Raw genomic sequence first — 15,868 nt, forward strand, 5'->3', positions numbered from 1 at the left:
GGCCTGTCAGGCTGAGCGCAGGGCCGGTCCGTCGGCTTTGCCGTTGAGGACAAGCACGCGATTTCGCCCGGCGTTCTTGGCCGCGTAGAGCGCCCGGTCGGCCTCGGCCAGCACTTCATCCAGGCTGCTGCCGTCTTCCTTGCCAAAGCCAATGCCGCCGCTGACGCTGCTGCGCAACGGCCCGCGCGGCGTCGGCACCACTTCCGTGCCGAAGGCGACGCCGATCCTGCTGGCGAGATCGTAGGCCTTGTCTTCGGTCATCCGAGACATGACCAACGCGAACTCCTCGCCGCCCAGCCGGAAGGCGTCGACGCCAACCCTGTCATACTTCTTGATGACTGCGGCGAAACGGCAGAGCACCCGGTCGCCGACGGGATGGCCATAGATGTCGTTGGTCCGCTTGAAGTGGTCGAGATCGAACATGGCGACCGACATGAATGAGCCGAAGACGCGCTCGCCATAAAGCGAGTTCAAAGCCCGCCGGTTCATGAGACCGGTCAACGGGTCGGTCAAGGTCTCGGCCTTCAGTTCTATCTGTGCCTGCAGATGATGCAGCGACAGCGTCAGCGCGCCGAGAGCCGTCATGCAGGCGACCGCCACGACCGAATTCAACCGCTCGGCCCAATTGTCGGGTGCGACGCCGAGCACCCACTGGCCCTTGACCAGAAGCACGGCGCCGCAGAGCCCGAAGGATACGCCGCAGACGCCGCTTAGCGCCGAAACGACCAGCAGAATGCCGCGATCCTGACCGCCCTTGATCCAGAACATCACCCCGATCGAGGCGAGCAGCACTGTTACCGTCGTATAGGTGAGGATGAAGCCGACACCATCGAAACCGAGATAGGTCACGCCGGCGCAGACAGCGATCGCGAACATGGCCGGCAGGACAGCGCGGCTGTAATTGCGCACACCGAGATATTGCATGGCCGAAAGTGAAAGCGCCAGGAAACCGAGGCTGAGCAGCGCCAACGCTGCCTGACAAAGCAACGGACTGGGCTCCCTCGTGTAGCGCCAGAAGACGATGACGTGGGCGACAAGGACGAGAATGCCGCACGCAACCGTCAGCACGAAGCGTGCACGCGGCGCCGTGAACCAGATCACAAACATGGTGACGCTCAGGCATGTGCCCGACAGCGCAGCCGCCAGCAATAGCGAACTGAAATCCAGCATGGATGAGCGGCAACCTTTGGGATCTTCGATTTGTGGCGCATCATAGGCATGCAACCGGCCGGAGATACCGTTTTCGGCCGGTTTTCAAAGCAACCTGCCGACAGGGTTTACAAAGCGTCGACTGCCGTCCCGCGAAGCTCGGCACGCGAGTGTCCCTAGTCTCAGCCCTTGTTGAGCAGCGCCAGATTGGCGTTCACCACGCTCGGGTCGGCCATGCCGGCCCTTGCTTCCATGAGCAGCGCTCTCGCCTTCTTCTTGTTGCCGCGCAGCAGCTGCGAATAGCCCATATTGTTGACAATCTGCGGCTTGCGCCCGGCAACTTTCAAAAGCTGGTCGTAGGCGCGGTCGGCGAAGTCGAAGCGGCCGAGTTCGTCATAGGAGGCGGCAAGCCCCATCCATCCCTCGGCACTGTCGGCCTTCAGTTCCACAGCCTTGCGGAAATGCTGTTCGGCAAGGCCGTAATTGGCCTCGCGGAACTGCGCCTTGCCTTGCGCAAGGTCGGAGGTGCTGACGTCTTTTGCCACCGGTTGGATCGATGTGGTCTTGGTTTTGTCGACGTTGTCGGTCGTGCAGCCGCCGACCATCAAGACCGCCGCTAGCGCGGCCATTGCCGTGAAACTTCTGTGACGCATGCCCCTGGCCCCAATCGCCCGATTTACCGGGTCGTTCTCTGAGGAAGCAGACTACAACAGGGCGATTAAACTTCAGTGCGGAAACGCGCCTAAAATTTGGTTTCGGGCACAGAAGCCATTAACCAACCGAAGCCTATTCCGGCTCCAGCGCCTTGAGCCCCGCCGGAAACTGATAGCGCCTGCCGTCGTAGCGCAGCCGGTAGGTTCGTTTCATGGACCTGCCGGGATGGGACTGGCACTCGCCATTCTTGTCGACAGACGGATTGTCGGTGTCCAACCGCTCGAACACTGTGATGTCGTGATAGCCGTGATGTCTCGCCGGGCTCATCGCCAGGCTGACCCGGTTGGATTGAAAGGATCCTGCGCAATTGGTGTCGCCTTCGCCGCCAAAGCCGGCCACGATGATGCCGTCGAGCACCAGGCGCAGAGCACCGCCGTCAAGGGCATAGAGCCGCAGGTCGGTTTCACTGAAAGGATTCGGCTGCGAATGGTTTGCCATGTCGATGCGCAGGCCGAAGGCGCCGACATCGGGCGCCAATCTGTAGCGCCCGGTATCGAAGTCGATCTCGCGGATGCCGACGGCATCATCGGTCATCAGCCCGGGCTGGAGCAGGCGCTGGCGCACTGCCGGGTCTTCCTGTCGACGACCAGAAGCTCGACATCGCCGACATGCCCGTCGTCGCTGGATTGGGAGCTGTCGATCAGCGGCACGGCGACCAACAACAGGTCGTCATGGGCGGGCCAGATCTTGCAGACCACGCCGAATGGCGCATCGCCATCCCAAAGCGTCTGGGCGATGCTGGTGTGAGGTTCGAGCGTGAAGGAGGCGCCATCGGCACTCTTTTGGGCTTTCGGATATGCCTGCTGCACCAGAGCGGCAGCGTCGCCGCAATCGTCGGCCGCGGCCGAGGCCGGCGACAGACTGGCCGCGGCGAGGCCGAGGAAGGCGGTGCACAAGACTATTCGCATGGACGGCTCACTCATTTTGCTTTTTGCGGATTTTGCCGAAGGAGAGCGGCCAAACCGGCCGGATATGACATCCAGGCGAAGCGTAGTTGAAGTGAGTAACCGTAGAAAGCCGCCGGGCGGCCACTTGGTATCTACTGCCTTGGTATCTACTGAACCGCCGTCATTTTGACGATGATCGGGATGACGGCGATCATCAGCACCACCGGCAGGATGCACACCACCACCGGCACCGACATCTTGGCCGGCAAGGCATGTGCCTTCTCCTCGGCCAGCGACATGCGCTTGTGGCGCATTTCGTCGGAGAACACGCGCAGCGCCCCGGCGAGGCTGGTGCCGAGTTCCTTCGACTGCTGCAAGAGCGTGGCGAAGGAGCGCACCTCGTCCAGGCTGAGGCGGTCGGCGAGCGCCTTCAATGCATCGTCGAGGCTGCGGCCGGCCCTGAGTTCCAGCGACACCAGCTGCAGGTTTTGGCTCAGCGACGGATAGGTCTTGGCCAGTTCCTTCGAGACCCGCTCGATGCCTGCCTCCATGCTCATGCCGGCATCGGAGCAGACGATCATCAAATCCATGAAGTCGGGAAAGCCGTTGCGGTATTCGCGCATCTTTTCCCGCACCTTCTGGCTGAGCACCAGGCCGGGCACGAAATAGCCGGCGGCTCCCGACAGGATGATGAAGGTCCAGCGGCTGGTCGCGGTGGAATCGGCGCTGCCCATCCAATGGTTGACCAGGAACGCGCCGATCGCTGCGCCCACCAGGCAGGCGAAGCGGATCAGGAAGAATGTGCCGACCGCGCGCGGCTCCATATAGCCCGCCTGGATCAGCTTCATACGCAGCCGGGCGACATTTTCCGGATCGCTCTTGGCGTAGAATTCCTGCGCCCGCTTCACCGCCTTCTCGCGCACGACGCTCTGGTTCTTCTTCGGCGCCACCTCGGCCTGTTGGGGAGTCTTGCTGTCGTCGATCTTGAGCCGGCGCTTGAGATCGTTGCGGTCGCCTTTGGCCACTACCAGCGGCCATGCCACCGCGCTGCCGCCCAATGCCAGCAGCATCGCGGCTACCGGCATCAGCGACGTCGGCGCCAGCGAGGCAAGAAACTGGATCAGCTGCTCCATCTCAGAACCGGAAGTTCGACATCTTGAACATGATGATGTTGCCCAGCATCAGCCATGTCACCGAACCGCCCAGCAGATACCAGGTCTTCGGCACATCCCAGACGCTTTGATAAAATTGCGGCATCATCACCATGATGGCGGCGAACAGCAGCGCCGGCACCGCCGTCAGGATATAGGCCGACATACGACCCTCGGTCGAAATGGCGCGCACCTTGCGGCGCAGCTTGCCGCGTTCGCGGATCGTCGTCGACAGCCCGTCGAGGATCTCGCGCAGATTGCCGCCCGAACTCGTCTGAATGGAAACCGCGGTGACGAACAGCGGCAGATCCTCCTGGCCGACGCGATCAAACAGTGAATTCAACGCCGAAACCAGGTCGGAACCATAAGTCACCTCGTCGGAGATAACGCCGAATTCGGTGCCGATCGGATCGGGCATCTCGCGCGACACCATCGAGATCGCCACCGGAACCGGATGCCCGGCCTTCAAGCCGCGCGTGATCAATTCCAGCGCCTCCGGCAACTGCACGCCGAAACGCTTCACCCGCCGGGCACGCTTGGAACGCAGCACAATTACCGGCAGCAGCGCTGTCAGCACCACAAACAGCAAAATGGCGAGCAACAGCGGCAGGCCGTACCAGAGCGCGACGAGCATCATCGCCAGCGCCACGCCCGTCGTCATCGTCAGGAATTTCGGCAAGGGCATCACCATGCCCGACTGCGTGCGCAGGGCGCGAAAACGGTCGGGCGAGAAGAATGACGTGCCGGAATCGAGGCCGCGTTCCTTGCGCAGCTGGATCAGCACCTGTTCCTGGCTGATCTTGTTTTCCTGCAGCTTCATGCGCCGGTTGATAGCCAGGCGCTTGTCGCTGCGGCCGGCATAGAGCAGATAGCAGCCTTCGGCGATCATGATGCCGGTCAGCGCTGCCGCGGCATAGACGACATAGATCGGGCTGAAATTCTCGAACACCCGGCTACTCCTGCGGCCGGCCGGGTTCGAAATATTTGCCGGGGAATTCAATGCCCATATTGCGCAGGTCCTCGAGGAAACGCGGGCGAATGCCGGTCGCCTCGTAGTGACCGAGGATCTTGCCGTCGGCTTCCATGCCGGTGCGCACGAAGCGGAATATCTCCTGCATCTGGATGACGTCGCCTTCCATGCCGGTCACCTCGGCGACGCTGGTCACCTTGCGCTTGCCGTCCGACAGTCGCGTCAGCTGGACGATAAGGTCGAGCGCGCTGGCGATCTGGCTGCGGATCGACTGCACCGTCATCGGCATGCCGGTCATGCCCAGCATCTGCTCGAGGCGCGAAATGGCGTCGCGCGGCGTGTTGGCGTGGATGGTCGCCATCGAGCCTTCATGGCCGGTGTTCATCGCCTGCAGCATGTCGAAGGCCTCCTCGCCGCGGCACTCGCCGAGGATGACGCGGTCAGGGCGCATGCGCAGCGCGTTCTTGACCAGGTCGCGCTGCTTCAGCTCGCCATGACCTTCGATGTTGGCGGGGCGCGTTTCCATGCGCGCGACATGCGGCTGCTGCAGCTGCAGTTCGGCCGCGTCCTCGATGGTGATCAACCGTTCGTCTTCCGGAATAAAGGCTGACAATGCGTTGAGCATCGTCGTCTTGCCGGTGCCGGTACCGCCCGAGATGATGGTCGTTTTGCGGGCGTGGACTGCAGCCGCCAGCACCTCGGCCATGTTCTGGGTGATGGCGCCGAACTCGACCAGCTTGTGCAGGCCGAGCTTGTTCTTTGAAAACTTGCGGATCGACACCAGCGGCCCGTCGACGGCGACCGGGCGAATGGCGGCGTTGAAGCGCGAGCCGTCGAGCATGCGGGCATCGACCATCGGCTGCGATTCGTCGACCCGGCGGCCGACGGCGGCGACGATCTTGTTGACGATGCGCAACAGGTGCGCCTCGTCCTTGAACGGGATATGGACCTGCTGCAGCTTGCCCCGTTTTTCGACGAAGCAGTTCTGGTGGCCGTTGATCAGGATGTCGTTGATGTCGGGGTCCTTGAGCAGCGGTTCCAGCGGGCCGAGGCCGACCATCTCATCGACGATGTCATCGACCAGCGCTTCAAGTTCGACGGTGTTGATCGCCATACGCTCCTGGCGGGTCTTTTCCGACACGAACTCCTGCACCTGCCGGCGCATCTCATCCTTGGGCAGGCGCTCCAGCGCGACCAGGTTGATTTCCTCGAGCAGCAGCCGGTGGATGCGCACGCGGGCATCGAGCACCTTGTTGGCGCTTTTTCCCGGTGTTGTCTCCGGCTTCGGCGGCAAGGCCTTGCGGTTCGTCGGGATGACCACGGCGTGATGCGCGACCGGCGCCGCCTCGGCCGGCTTCAGCGCGCGGACGTCACGGTTCTGCAGGGTCGAGAAGCGGCTGGTCATCCGGCTTTCCTCTTCAGGAGGCCCCTGCCGATGCCGAACAGCGAGCGCGATTTCTCCGGCGTCACCACGGCTTCTTCCGGCAGGATGATCCTCTTCAGATCGTTGACGACATTGGCGTTCGGGTCGATCTCATGCAGCGGCACGCCGCGGTCGACCGCTTCACGCACAAGCCGGTAATTGTTGGAGATGCCGCCGACGAAATGCTCGCCGAGGATTTCCTGGACATCCGCCTGCTTTATGCCGTTGTCGAACATCTTCTGCTCGAAACGGTTGACGATCACGTTCGGCTTCACTTCCTTGCCTGCCGTCTCGTAGACCGCCTGGATCAGCCGCTGCGTATGGCGCAGGCACGGCACCGTCATTTCGGCGACGATGTAAAGCTTGTTGGAGCCGAGCAGCACCGTTTCCGTCCACGGAAACCAGGTGCGCGGCATGTCGATGACGACGTTGTCGAAATAGGCCGAAACGAGATCGAGCATGCGCACCACGACATCGGTCTTGAACGAGCGCATTTCCGACGGATGCGTTGGCGCCGCCAGCACGCAGAGCCCGCTCGCATGCTTGGACAGCATCACATCCAGCAGCTGACGGTCGAGGCGCTCGGGCTGGTTCTCGATTTCGGTGATGTCGAAGCGCGGCTCGAGGTCGAGATATTCGGCGCAGGCGCCTTGCTGGAAATTGAGGTCGACCACGCAGGTCGACGCGCCGCGCGTCACCGAATGATGCAGCTGGAAGGCGGTCTGCAGCGCCAGCGTCGTGGTGCCGACGCCGCCGGCGGCCGGCATGAAGGTATAGATCTGCGACTCGGTGTTTTCCTCGCGCCCCGGCCCTTGCAGCGCGCGCACGACCGACCGCACCAGATCGGCGGTGGTGATCGGCTTGACCAGGAAATCGGCGACCTGGAGCTGCACCAGGATACGCACTGCGGCTGCGTTGAATTCCTGGGTGACGACGACCACCGGAACGCGGCCTTCAAGCCGGCGCATGATGCGCTGCAGCGACTCGATCTCTTCCAGCTTTGCCGCATCCATGTCGACGATGAGCGCGCCGAAATCGGCTTCCTGGACCTCGCCGCGCAGTTCGGTAATGTTCTTCTCGACGGTCGAAAGCTGGATCACCTCCGAGGCCGCGAACGCGGTGCGCGTATCCTGCGCAAAGGTCCGGTCGCTGGACACCAGCAGGATCTTCTTGGTCTTGATGCCGCTTGCCATTTTGTCAGCCTGTCAGGTCATTCCCGGTCAAATCACCGGGCAAATCAATCGGTTGTCGCTGTCGGTTGCACGGCCTTGGCAGCAGCAGCCTGGTCGGCGGCGTTGACTGCCGCCTCACTGCGCTGCGCCGGCACCAGCAGCCTGGTGTTCTGGACGCCGTATTTCCAGGGATCGACCATCTGCATGGCCGTATTGGCGGCCTGTGCGTTGCCGGCGGCAATCGTCGGTCCCTCGGAGCGGACATAGTCGTCGCTGGTGCAGCCGCCGGCGAGGCCGGCGATCAGCAGGGCGATGCATGATTCCACGCGCATGGCTTCAATCCTTCGGCAGGTCGAGGAAATGCCCGACGGTGGTGACCGCGGCCGGCTGTGCCGTACTGCCGCTGGCCATTGCCACTGCACGATTGGCTTCGGACGATTTCACTTCCTCGGTGTTGTTGAGGAAATAGTCGACATTGCTGGCCGGCTGCGTGCCGTCGGTCGGCTCGAGCAGCTTCTTCGACGGATCGACCGGCTTGACCAGATAGGGGGTGACGATGATCACCAGATCGGTCTCGCGCCGCTGATAGGATTTGGAGGAGAACAGCGAGCCGAGCACCGGCAGCTTGCCGAGGCCGGGGAGACGCGACGTGGTGATGTCGTTCTGTGACTGCAGCAGGCCGGCGATCATGAAGCTCTGGCCGTTCTTCAGGTCGACCGATGTTTTGGCGCGGCGCACGATAAAGCCCGGCACCGAGATATTGCCGATATTATAGGAGGCCGAAGCATCGATCGAGGACACTTCCGGCGCTATGTCGAGGCTCACCAGCCCGTCCTTGAGAACCGTCGGCGTGAAGTCGAGGCTGACGCCGTATTTCTTGTAGCTGACGGAAATCTTGCCATTGTCCTCGGAGACCGGGATCGGGAACTCGCCGCCGGCGAGGAAGCTTGCCGTCTGGCCCGAGCGGGCGATCAGGTTCGGCTCGGCCAGCCGCCTGGCAAGACCACGTTCCTCCAGCGCCTTGATGGCGACGTCGATCGACAGGCCGTTGGACAGCAGCCGGCCGATGATCTCGCCATTGCCGGCTCCCGGCACCGAGCCCGGCTCGATGGTGACGTCGCGCCCGCCAATGCCGTAAGCAAAATTGGCGCTGTATTTGGCGCCGAGATCCTGTCCGGCCTGGCGATTGATCTCGACGAAGCGGACGTTGAGCTGAACCTGCTGCGAGGACGAGATGTTGACCGAATTGATCACTTCTTCATTGCCGGAGAAGCGGCTGGCGATCTTGCTTGCCTTCTCGGCGGCGACCGCGTCATCGGCCTCGCCCGACAGCACGACGCGGCCATTGGCCGAGCCGACCTTGATCTTGGCGTCCGGCACGCTGGCGCGAATGGTGCTGGCCAGCTGGTCGGTGTCCAGCGTCACCTCGATGTCGACGGTGCCGACCAACTGCTTGTTCTCGTCGAACAGCGCGATGCCGGTGGTGCCGAGATTGTTGCCCAGCACATAGAAGGATTTGTCGGTCAGCGGATTGACGTTGGCGATCTCCGGATCGCCGATGACGATCTGGTAGAAGGCGGCATTGGTCATGACCGTCTTCGGCTTGCCCTTGGCTACCTTGATCGACGCATTCGTTGTCGACGAGACATGGACGATATCGTTGTCGGCCTTGGCTGGCGCACTGAGGCCGAGCATTGCGGCCGCGGCCAGGCAAGCCCCCACCGCAAGCGCCCGCATTGGGCGCAGCCCTTTCGTAGTTCGAAATGCATGAAGTCCCGACATCTGTCCCGTCCCTCGCCCGGTCCCCACCGGCAGTTATTGCTGGTCCCGCGCAGGAACCTGGTATTCTTCGACCTGCGTGCCGCGCGTCACGATGATCGTCTTGAATTTCGGCTTCTCAGGCTCCTTGGTCGCGGCAGTGAACAGCGCGCCGGCAGCGGCCTGGACGCCGGAGGCGACCGATCCGCCGAAGGACGAGATGGTGGTGACGCCGTCCTTGGCGGCCCCTCCGTCTGCGGCCGAGCGGAGCGACAGCGACAAGGTGCCGACGGTGCGGGCAAGCGCCACTTTCTGCGCGCCTTCGGTCGTCACCTCGATGGTGACGGAATTGGCGATTTGCGGTGTGGTCTGGCGCTCGTCGGCGCCCTGCCCCACGGTCAGCACCTTGGCGTCGGAGACGACGATCTCGGAGGTAACGGTCGATCCGGCAGCGCCCTGCGCGTTCTTGGCCACTTCCTGGATTTCGCCCGCATCGCGTGTCAGCACCACGTCGACCCGGTCGCCCGGCATGACGAAGCCGCCGACACCGGCGATCTCGTCGGTGCGGATTGTCACCGCCCGCATGCCGGGCGTCATCATGTTGGATAGCGTCGCGCGGCCGTTCGGCCCCGACAATTTGCTGATCAGCACCGGCTCGTTGATCTCGATCGGCGACAATACCACGCGGCTGCCTTCGGCGAGCAATGCATTGACTGTGGTGAATGCGCCCTGCGGCACCGAATCCTCGGACCATGGGATTTCGCTGAGCTGCGCCCGGTCAAGCTCCATGCCGTAACGCAGCGGCGCGTTGGCCACCACGATGGTCTTGAAGACGACCTTGGGGACGGCGGGCGCCGGGATCGACGCCGTTTTCTCTTCGGCATCGGCCTTGGCCTGGCTTTTCACCCAGAAATCCGCGGCAAAGATTGAAATCGCGCCGAAGACGGCAGCGATGCCAATCATCGTTATGGCCTTGCCCCTCACAACCAACCCCTGACATTCGTGGTCTTTTGTTTTGTTGAGGCGACGCTAGGCCGCTTTGTTAAAGATTCAGGAATCGCGCCCGCTCCGCACGGACCTATTTCCGCCGGCTTGGTTATCGAAAGGTTTTAGGATAAGAAGGGTTTAATCCCCGAACGTAACAGGAACTTCCGTCGCTTGGCGCCGAAAAGCGTGGCAGTATCGACGGGTGATTCGCGGCACCGGATTCTATGGCAGGCATGGACGACAACAACGATCTTTTCGGCAATCTGGAAAAGCAGCCCCAACCGGCTCGGACACCTTCGCGCCCGGCCGACCCGCTGGTGCAGGCCACGAAGCGTCCTGCCGCGACCAAGGACGGCAGCGAGGGCTATAGCGCCGCCGACATCGAGGTGCTGGAGGGGCTGGAGCCGGTGCGGCGCCGTCCCGGCATGTATATTGGCGGCACCGACGACAAGGCGATGCACCATCTGTTTGCCGAGGTCATCGATAATTCGATGGACGAGGCGGTCGCCGGCCATGCCACCTTCATCGATGTCGAGCTGTCGGCCGACGGATTTCTGACCGTTACCGACAATGGCCGCGGCATTCCGGTCGATCCGCATCCGAAATTCAAGAAACCGGCGCTCGAAGTCATCATGACGACGCTGCATTCGGGCGGCAAGTTCGATAGCAAGGTCTATGAGACCTCCGGCGGTCTGCACGGTGTCGGCGTCTCGGTCGTCAATGCGCTGTCGGACCATCTCGAAGTCGAGGTCGCGCGCGGTCGCCAGCTTTACCGCCAAAGGTTCTCGCGCGGCGTTCCGGTGAGCGGGCTGGAGCAGCTCGGCGAAGTGCACAACCGGCGCGGCACCAAAATCCGCTTCCATCCCGACGAGCAGATTTTCGGCAAGGGCGCCGCCTTCGAGCCGGCGCGGCTCTATCGCATGACCCGCTCGAAAGCCTATCTGTTCGGCGGCGTCGAGATCCGCTGGAGCTGCGACCCATCGCTGATCAAGGAAAAGGACCAGACGCCGGCCAAGGCGGAGTTCCATTTCCCCGGCGGCTTGAAGGACTATCTCAAGGCATCGCTCGGCGATGATTTCCAGGTGACCCGCGAAATCTTCGCCGGCAAGAGCGAGAAGCAGGGCGGCCACGGTTCGCTGGAATGGGCGGTGACCTGGTTCGGCGGTGACGGCTTCGTCAACTCCTACTGCAACACCATCCCGACCGGCGAAGGCGGCACGCATGAGGCCGGCTTTCGCAATGTGCTGACGCGCGGGCTTCGGGCCTATGCCGACCTGGTCGGCAACAAGCGCGCCTCGATCGTCACCTCCGAAGACGTGATGATCTCGGCGGCAGGCATGCTGTCGGTGTTTATTCGCGAGCCGGAATTCGTCGGCCAGACCAAGGACAGGCTGGCAACGATCGAAGCCATTCGCATTGTCGAGACCGCCATCCGCGATCCCTTCGACCACTGGCTGGCCGACAATCCGCAGGAAGCCTCCAAGCTGCTGGAATGGGTGATTGCGCGCGCCGACGAGCGGGTGCGCCGGCGCCAGGAAAAGGAAGTGTCGCGCAAGAGCGCGGTGCGCAAGCTGCGCCTTCCCGGCAAGCTCGCGGACTGCACGCAGAATGCCGCCGCGGGCGCCGAACTGTTCATCGTCGAAGGCGACTCGGCCGGCGGCTCGGCCAAGCAGGCGCGCGACCGCGCCAGCCAGGCGGTGCTGCCGCTGCGCGGAAAAATCCTCAACGTCGCCAGCGCCGGCAACGACAAGCTAGCCGCCAACCAGCAGATTTCGGACCTGATTCAGGCGCTCGGCTGCGGCACGCGCTCGAAATACCGCGACGAGGATTTGCGCTACGACCGCGTGATCATCATGACCGACGCCGACGTCGACGGCGCTCACATAGCCTCGCTGCTGATCACCTTCTTCTACCAGGAAATGCCGAACCTGGTGAATGGCGGCCATCTCTATCTGGCGGTGCCGCCGCTCTATTCGATCCGGCAAGGCGGCAAGGTTGCCTATGCCAGGGACGATGCGCACAAGGACGAGCTGTTGCGCACCGAATTCACCGGCCGCGCCAAGGTCGAGATCGGCCGCTTCAAGGGCCTGGGCGAGATGATGGCCGCGCAGCTCAAGGAAACCACCATGGACCCGAGGAAGCGCACGCTGCTCAGGGTCGATGTCATCGACGCCGTGGCCGCGACCAAGGATGCTGTCGACGCGCTGATGGGCACCAAGCCGGAAGCCCGCTTCCGCTTCATCCAGGAACGCGCCGAATTCGCCGCGACGGAAGTGCTGGATATCTGAGCGCCGGCCAACTCTTCGTTTTGACGCAGTTCCGGGCGGAAAACCGTTTCACACTTTTCCTGGAACTGCTCTAGCCTGCGCTTCCGATACGGAGACCAGCTTGTGATCTGGGCGCGGCTGAAGAGCTACTTCGAAACCAGTTTGGCGGGCCTGACGCAGCCGACGCGCTCGGATTGGATTTTCGCCCTGCGCACGGTTTCGGCGGGTCTGATCGCGCTTCTCGCTGCTTACGCGCTAAAACTCGACCACCCGCAATGGGCGATGATGACGGTCTTCATCGTCGCCCAGCCGGTCGCCGGCATGGTGCTGGCGAAAGGTTTTTACCGGCTGCTCGGCACGCTGGCCGGTGGACTTGCGACGATCGGCATCACCTCGGTTTTCGGCACCAATCCCTGGCTGCTGGTCACGGCGCTGTCCGTCTGGATTGGGCTGTGCACGCTGGTTTCGTCGCTGCTGCGCAATCCGGAAGCCTATGGCGCCGCACTTGCCGGCTATACCGCGATGATCATTGGGCTGCCGGCTTTCGGCCAGCCGCATGTGATCGTCGATCTCGCTGTCGCGCGCTGCGCCGAGATCGTGCTCGGCATCGTCTGCGCCGGCCTGACCAGCCGGCTGATCCTGCCCAAGCTGGCCGCTGACGCCATCATCTCCAGGCTGAAGCGCAGCATCCTCGACCTTGCAACCTATGCGGGCGGCGCTTTTTCCGGCGGCGACCCGGCGAGACTGGCCGGCCTGCACGGCAAGCTGATCACGGACGCCCAGATGCTGGCCGAGATGCGCACCTATGCCCGGCTCGAAGCCCCGAGCTTCGCCACCCGCGCCCATCCGGTCCGCCTCACCATCGGTCAGCTTCTGTCGGCGCTGTCGGCGGCACGCGCGCTGCATTCTCACGCCGCGCCGAAAAACGCAGCGCTCATTCCGGTGCGCTCGGAACTGCAGTCGCTGGTCAGCGAACTGGCAGCCACGCACGAGGCGCTGGAGGACACGTCGCCCTGGGTGACGCGGCTCGACGCGATTGCCGGCAAGGCCCGGCAAATGCCCGACGCCTCGACCGATCAGGACGACAGGGTCGGCACCATCACGCGCCTCACCATCGCCGCCGATTTCGCCGAAGCCTTCAAGCAGGTGCTGCGCGGCCTCGACGCCCTGCGCGCACCGGTGACGCGCCCGAGCCGGAGCAACAGGCAGCTGCCTGCGCTGGTGGTGCATCGCGATTATCCCGGGGCTTCGCGCAATGCCATACGCGCCGCCCTTGCCACGCTGGCGGTCGCCGCCTTCTGGCTGACGACGAAATGGTCCGACACGGCCGGCACCGTTATCCTCGTTGCGGTCGTCTCCAGTCTTTTCGCCGCGCGGCCTGACCCGGTGCGGGTGTCCTGGGGCTTCTTCAAGGGAACGCTGCTGGCTTTGCCCTTTGCCTTCCTTGTCGGCCAGGTCGCGCTGCCTGCCCTGCCCGGCTTCGGCTGGTTCACGCTGTTTGTCGTGCCGATCCTGGTACCGACGGCGCTGGGCATGGCCAATCCACGCACCGTCGGCGTGGCGACGGCGTTTGCAATCAATTTCCTCGCCTTCCTCAGCCCGCATCAGGCGATGACCTATGCCCCAGGCCCGTTCTTCGCCGGCTCGGCGTCGGTGCTGGTCGGCATCCTGCTGGCCATCGGCGTCTTCATCGTGGTGCTGCCGGTCGATCCATGGCGCGCGGCCAACCGCATCGTGCGCGCCATGCGCGAGGATCTGGCGCGGCTGTGTCTGCACGAGCGGGTACCGCGGCGTTCGGCCTTCGAGAGCCTGGCCTATGACCGCATCAACCAGCTGATGCCGCTCTTGCAGAATGCCGGCAGGAAAGGCGATGCGATCCTGGGCGGCGGGGTCGCCGCCGTTACCGTCGGCCTCGAAATCCTGCGCCTGCGCGCCGCGCAGCAGAGGCCGTCCACTCCTACCGACACCGCGCTCTCGATCGCCAATTTCCTGCGCGGCCTCGCGCGTGAACTGCTCTTTCGCGCAACCGGCGATCCACAGACAGCAACTGTCACTGTGGCCCGGCAATATGCAGCCAGCCTTTCAGAGCGCAGCGGCGGTGCGGATATGCTGCAGATCGCAGCCTCGCTGCGCATCATCGCCGCCGCGATCGAGGATTTCCCGGATTTCTTCACCAGGGACCGTGGCTAGGGCGTCAGGCCGCGGCTATCGCCAGCGCATGCCCGCGCGCGTTTTCCCGCAGCGCGTCGAGATGGATCGACTTGACCAGGCCGGCGAGATCGCCCTCAGTGGATTGACCTCCGAGTTCCTTCAGCATCAGCCAGCTGACTTCCTGCACGCCGGCGAGGCGCTTGCCGTTGGCGACTTCGCGCCAGATCTTGAGCGCGCGCAGGATGATGCCATGGGTGGAAGCGGCAAGGCCGGCGCTGCGGAACAGCGCCTGCAACGCAACGTCCTGGCCGCCGGCGAGCAAGGCCCGCACCCGCTGCTCCGACTGCTGGCTGAGCGCAACCAGGGCCGAGCCGAAAAAGTCGACCTTGCCGTGGGCAATGGCACGGATGATGAAACTTGCGGTCAGGTCGCCGCGCAGGCGCAGATGTTCGATAAGTGCCGCATGTTCCTCAGTGCGCGTGCCTTCGACCAGCCGCACCGAAGCCTTGACGCAAGCATCGCGCGTGACGCGCTCGGCTCTGGCCGCCCCCATCAGCGCCATCACCAGCGGCGAAGCCTTCAGCGTTTCGCCGAGCTTGACCAGCAGCATGTGCCGGCAGTCGGCCGGCAGCCGCACATCCGTGACCATTGCCTCGCGCAAATGAGCGATATGGCCATGCCGCTCGGCCATGCGGCGGAAGCTGAGCGACGCGATATCGGCGCCGTCATTGGCGAGCAGCGCCGCACACGCTTCCGGTTCGCCGATCTCGGCGATCGCCGCGGCAACCGCCATCGAAACGACCGGCCGGTCGGCGATCAGTTTTTGCGTCGCCTTGTGCCCGGCCGCGACGCGGTCGATCAGGTCGGCGTCCGTCAGCAGCGGGGAGCGCGCCAGCACCAGGGCTGCCACTTCCGGCTGATCGGAGGCAAGCGCGCTGATGATCTGCAGCGGCGCGTGATGGCTCATCGACAGCGCTTCGGCCATAGCCAGCCGCACCTTCGACGAGGCGTCGTCGAGCAGCAGCGTCAGCGCCGCTTCGGCCGCGCAACGGTCTTCGAAAGGCAGGTCGGAATTGACGTAGGCGCGGGCCAGCGCGCTCGCCGCCGCGGCGCGCTCCGAAACTCTCGCGGTGTAGATCCATTTGAGAAAATGCGAGACAACCATACTGCCTGCTACGCCCCTTGCCGGAAAGCTTCCGGCCCCAGGAATGACCCTAGGCAGAAATGGTTTACGAACGG

14 protein-coding genes are annotated in these 15,868 nt (G+C 63.7%); 2 read left to right on the forward strand and 12 right to left on the reverse strand.

What is annotated here, in order from left to right; genetic code table 11:
- Positions 1-6: 6 nt before the first annotated feature.
- From NLY36_RS02640 to cpaB, 11 genes are all read right to left on the reverse strand, one after another.
- Positions 7-1,170 (reverse strand): GGDEF domain-containing protein, encoded by a 1,164-nt coding sequence (locus tag NLY36_RS02640; RefSeq protein WP_023734467.1) that lies wholly within the window; start codon positions 1,168-1,170, stop codon positions 7-9.
- Positions 1,171-1,331: 161 nt separating this feature from the next.
- Positions 1,332-1,802: a hypothetical protein gene (locus NLY36_RS02645; RefSeq protein WP_023688294.1), complete on the reverse strand. Its 471-nt coding sequence runs from the start codon at positions 1,800-1,802 to the stop codon at positions 1,332-1,334.
- Positions 1,803-1,935: 133 nt separating this feature from the next.
- Positions 1,936-2,427 (reverse strand): PA3715 family protein, encoded by a 492-nt coding sequence (locus tag NLY36_RS02650; RefSeq protein WP_245260194.1) that lies wholly within the window; start codon positions 2,425-2,427, stop codon positions 1,936-1,938.
- Entirely contained in the window at positions 2,397-2,771 is a 375-nt protein-coding gene (locus tag NLY36_RS02655; protein ID WP_245260193.1) for a hypothetical protein, read from the reverse strand. The genes NLY36_RS02650 and NLY36_RS02655 overlap by 31 nt, the downstream gene beginning before the upstream one ends.
- Positions 2,772-2,917: 146 nt before the next feature.
- A complete protein-coding gene (locus NLY36_RS02660) occupies positions 2,918-3,883 on the reverse strand; it encodes a type II secretion system F family protein (protein WP_023735308.1) in 966 nt (321 codons plus the stop codon).
- Position 3,884: 1 nt separating this feature from the next.
- Positions 3,885-4,850 (reverse strand): type II secretion system F family protein, encoded by a 966-nt coding sequence (locus tag NLY36_RS02665; protein WP_023688292.1) that lies wholly within the window; start codon positions 4,848-4,850, stop codon positions 3,885-3,887.
- A gap of 4 nt (positions 4,851-4,854) precedes the next feature.
- Positions 4,855-6,276 (reverse strand): TadA family conjugal transfer-associated ATPase, encoded by a 1,422-nt coding sequence (locus NLY36_RS02670; protein ID WP_023667600.1) that lies wholly within the window; start codon positions 6,274-6,276, stop codon positions 4,855-4,857.
- Positions 6,273-7,487 carry a CpaE/TadZ family protein gene (locus NLY36_RS02675; protein ID WP_023667601.1) on the reverse strand — a complete coding sequence of 405 codons (1,215 nt, stop codon included), beginning with the start codon at positions 7,485-7,487 and terminating at the stop codon, positions 6,273-6,275. The genes NLY36_RS02670 and NLY36_RS02675 overlap by 4 nt, the downstream gene beginning before the upstream one ends.
- A 44-nt stretch (positions 7,488-7,531) precedes the next feature.
- Positions 7,532-7,798 (reverse strand): hypothetical protein, encoded by a 267-nt coding sequence (locus NLY36_RS02680; protein ID WP_023667602.1) that lies wholly within the window; start codon positions 7,796-7,798, stop codon positions 7,532-7,534.
- Between the two features lie 4 nt (positions 7,799-7,802).
- Positions 7,803-9,203 (reverse strand): type II and III secretion system protein family protein, encoded by a 1,401-nt coding sequence (locus NLY36_RS02685; protein WP_031244501.1) that lies wholly within the window; start codon positions 9,201-9,203, stop codon positions 7,803-7,805.
- A 78-nt stretch (positions 9,204-9,281) separates the two neighbouring features.
- Entirely contained in the window at positions 9,282-10,187 is a 906-nt protein-coding gene (gene cpaB / locus NLY36_RS02690; RefSeq protein WP_023681601.1) for a Flp pilus assembly protein CpaB, read from the reverse strand.
- A gap of 257 nt (positions 10,188-10,444) precedes the next feature.
- On the opposite strand from cpaB, the gene parE reads away from it, so the two are divergent.
- Positions 10,445-12,499: a DNA topoisomerase IV subunit B gene (gene parE / locus NLY36_RS02695; RefSeq protein WP_023691142.1), complete on the forward strand. Its 2,055-nt coding sequence runs from the start codon at positions 10,445-10,447 to the stop codon at positions 12,497-12,499.
- Between the two features lie 102 nt (positions 12,500-12,601).
- The gene (locus NLY36_RS02700; RefSeq protein WP_286461665.1) at positions 12,602-14,668 is read left to right on the forward strand and encodes an FUSC family protein; all 2,067 of its coding nucleotides are present in this window, start codon (positions 12,602-12,604) and stop codon (positions 14,666-14,668) included.
- 4 nt (positions 14,669-14,672) lie between these two features.
- Here the strand turns inward: NLY36_RS02700 and NLY36_RS02705 are convergent, their stop codons facing one another.
- Entirely contained in the window at positions 14,673-15,794 is a 1,122-nt protein-coding gene (locus NLY36_RS02705; protein WP_023735306.1) for a DUF2336 domain-containing protein, read from the reverse strand.
- Positions 15,795-15,868: the final 74 nt, after the last annotated feature.

Origin of the sequence: Mesorhizobium sp. C399B, assembly GCF_030323185.1 — a bacterium.
In the GTDB taxonomy this organism is placed as follows: Bacteria; Pseudomonadota; Alphaproteobacteria; order Rhizobiales; family Rhizobiaceae; genus Mesorhizobium.

Bases quoted from the DNA above. Each gene is read 5' to 3' on its own strand.
- NLY36_RS02640 (WP_023734467.1), bottom strand. From the start codon at position 1,170: ATGCTGGATTTCAGTTCGCTATTGCTGGCGGCTGCGCTGTCGGGCACA.
- NLY36_RS02645 (WP_023688294.1), bottom strand. From the start codon at position 1,802: ATGCGTCACAGAAGTTTCACGGCAATGGCCGCGCTAGCGGCGGTCTTG.
- NLY36_RS02655 (WP_245260193.1), bottom strand. From the start codon at position 2,771: ATGCGAATAGTCTTGTGCACCGCCTTCCTCGGCCTCGCCGCGGCCAGT.
- NLY36_RS02660 (WP_023735308.1), bottom strand. From the start codon at position 3,883: ATGGAGCAGCTGATCCAGTTTCTTGCCTCGCTGGCGCCGACGTCGCTG.
- NLY36_RS02670 (WP_023667600.1), bottom strand. From the start codon at position 6,276: ATGACCAGCCGCTTCTCGACCCTGCAGAACCGTGACGTCCGCGCGCTG.
- NLY36_RS02675 (WP_023667601.1), bottom strand. From the start codon at position 7,487: ATGGCAAGCGGCATCAAGACCAAGAAGATCCTGCTGGTGTCCAGCGAC.
- NLY36_RS02680 (WP_023667602.1), bottom strand. From the start codon at position 7,798: ATGCGCGTGGAATCATGCATCGCCCTGCTGATCGCCGGCCTCGCCGGC.
- NLY36_RS02685 (WP_031244501.1), bottom strand. From the start codon at position 9,203: ATGCGGGCGCTTGCGGTGGGGGCTTGCCTGGCCGCGGCCGCAATGCTC.
- cpaB (WP_023681601.1), bottom strand. From the start codon at position 10,187: ATGATTGGCATCGCTGCCGTCTTCGGCGCGATTTCAATCTTTGCCGCG.
- parE (WP_023691142.1), top strand. From the start codon at position 10,445: ATGGACGACAACAACGATCTTTTCGGCAATCTGGAAAAGCAGCCCCAA.
- NLY36_RS02705 (WP_023735306.1), bottom strand. From the start codon at position 15,794: ATGGTTGTCTCGCATTTTCTCAAATGGATCTACACCGCGAGAGTTTCG.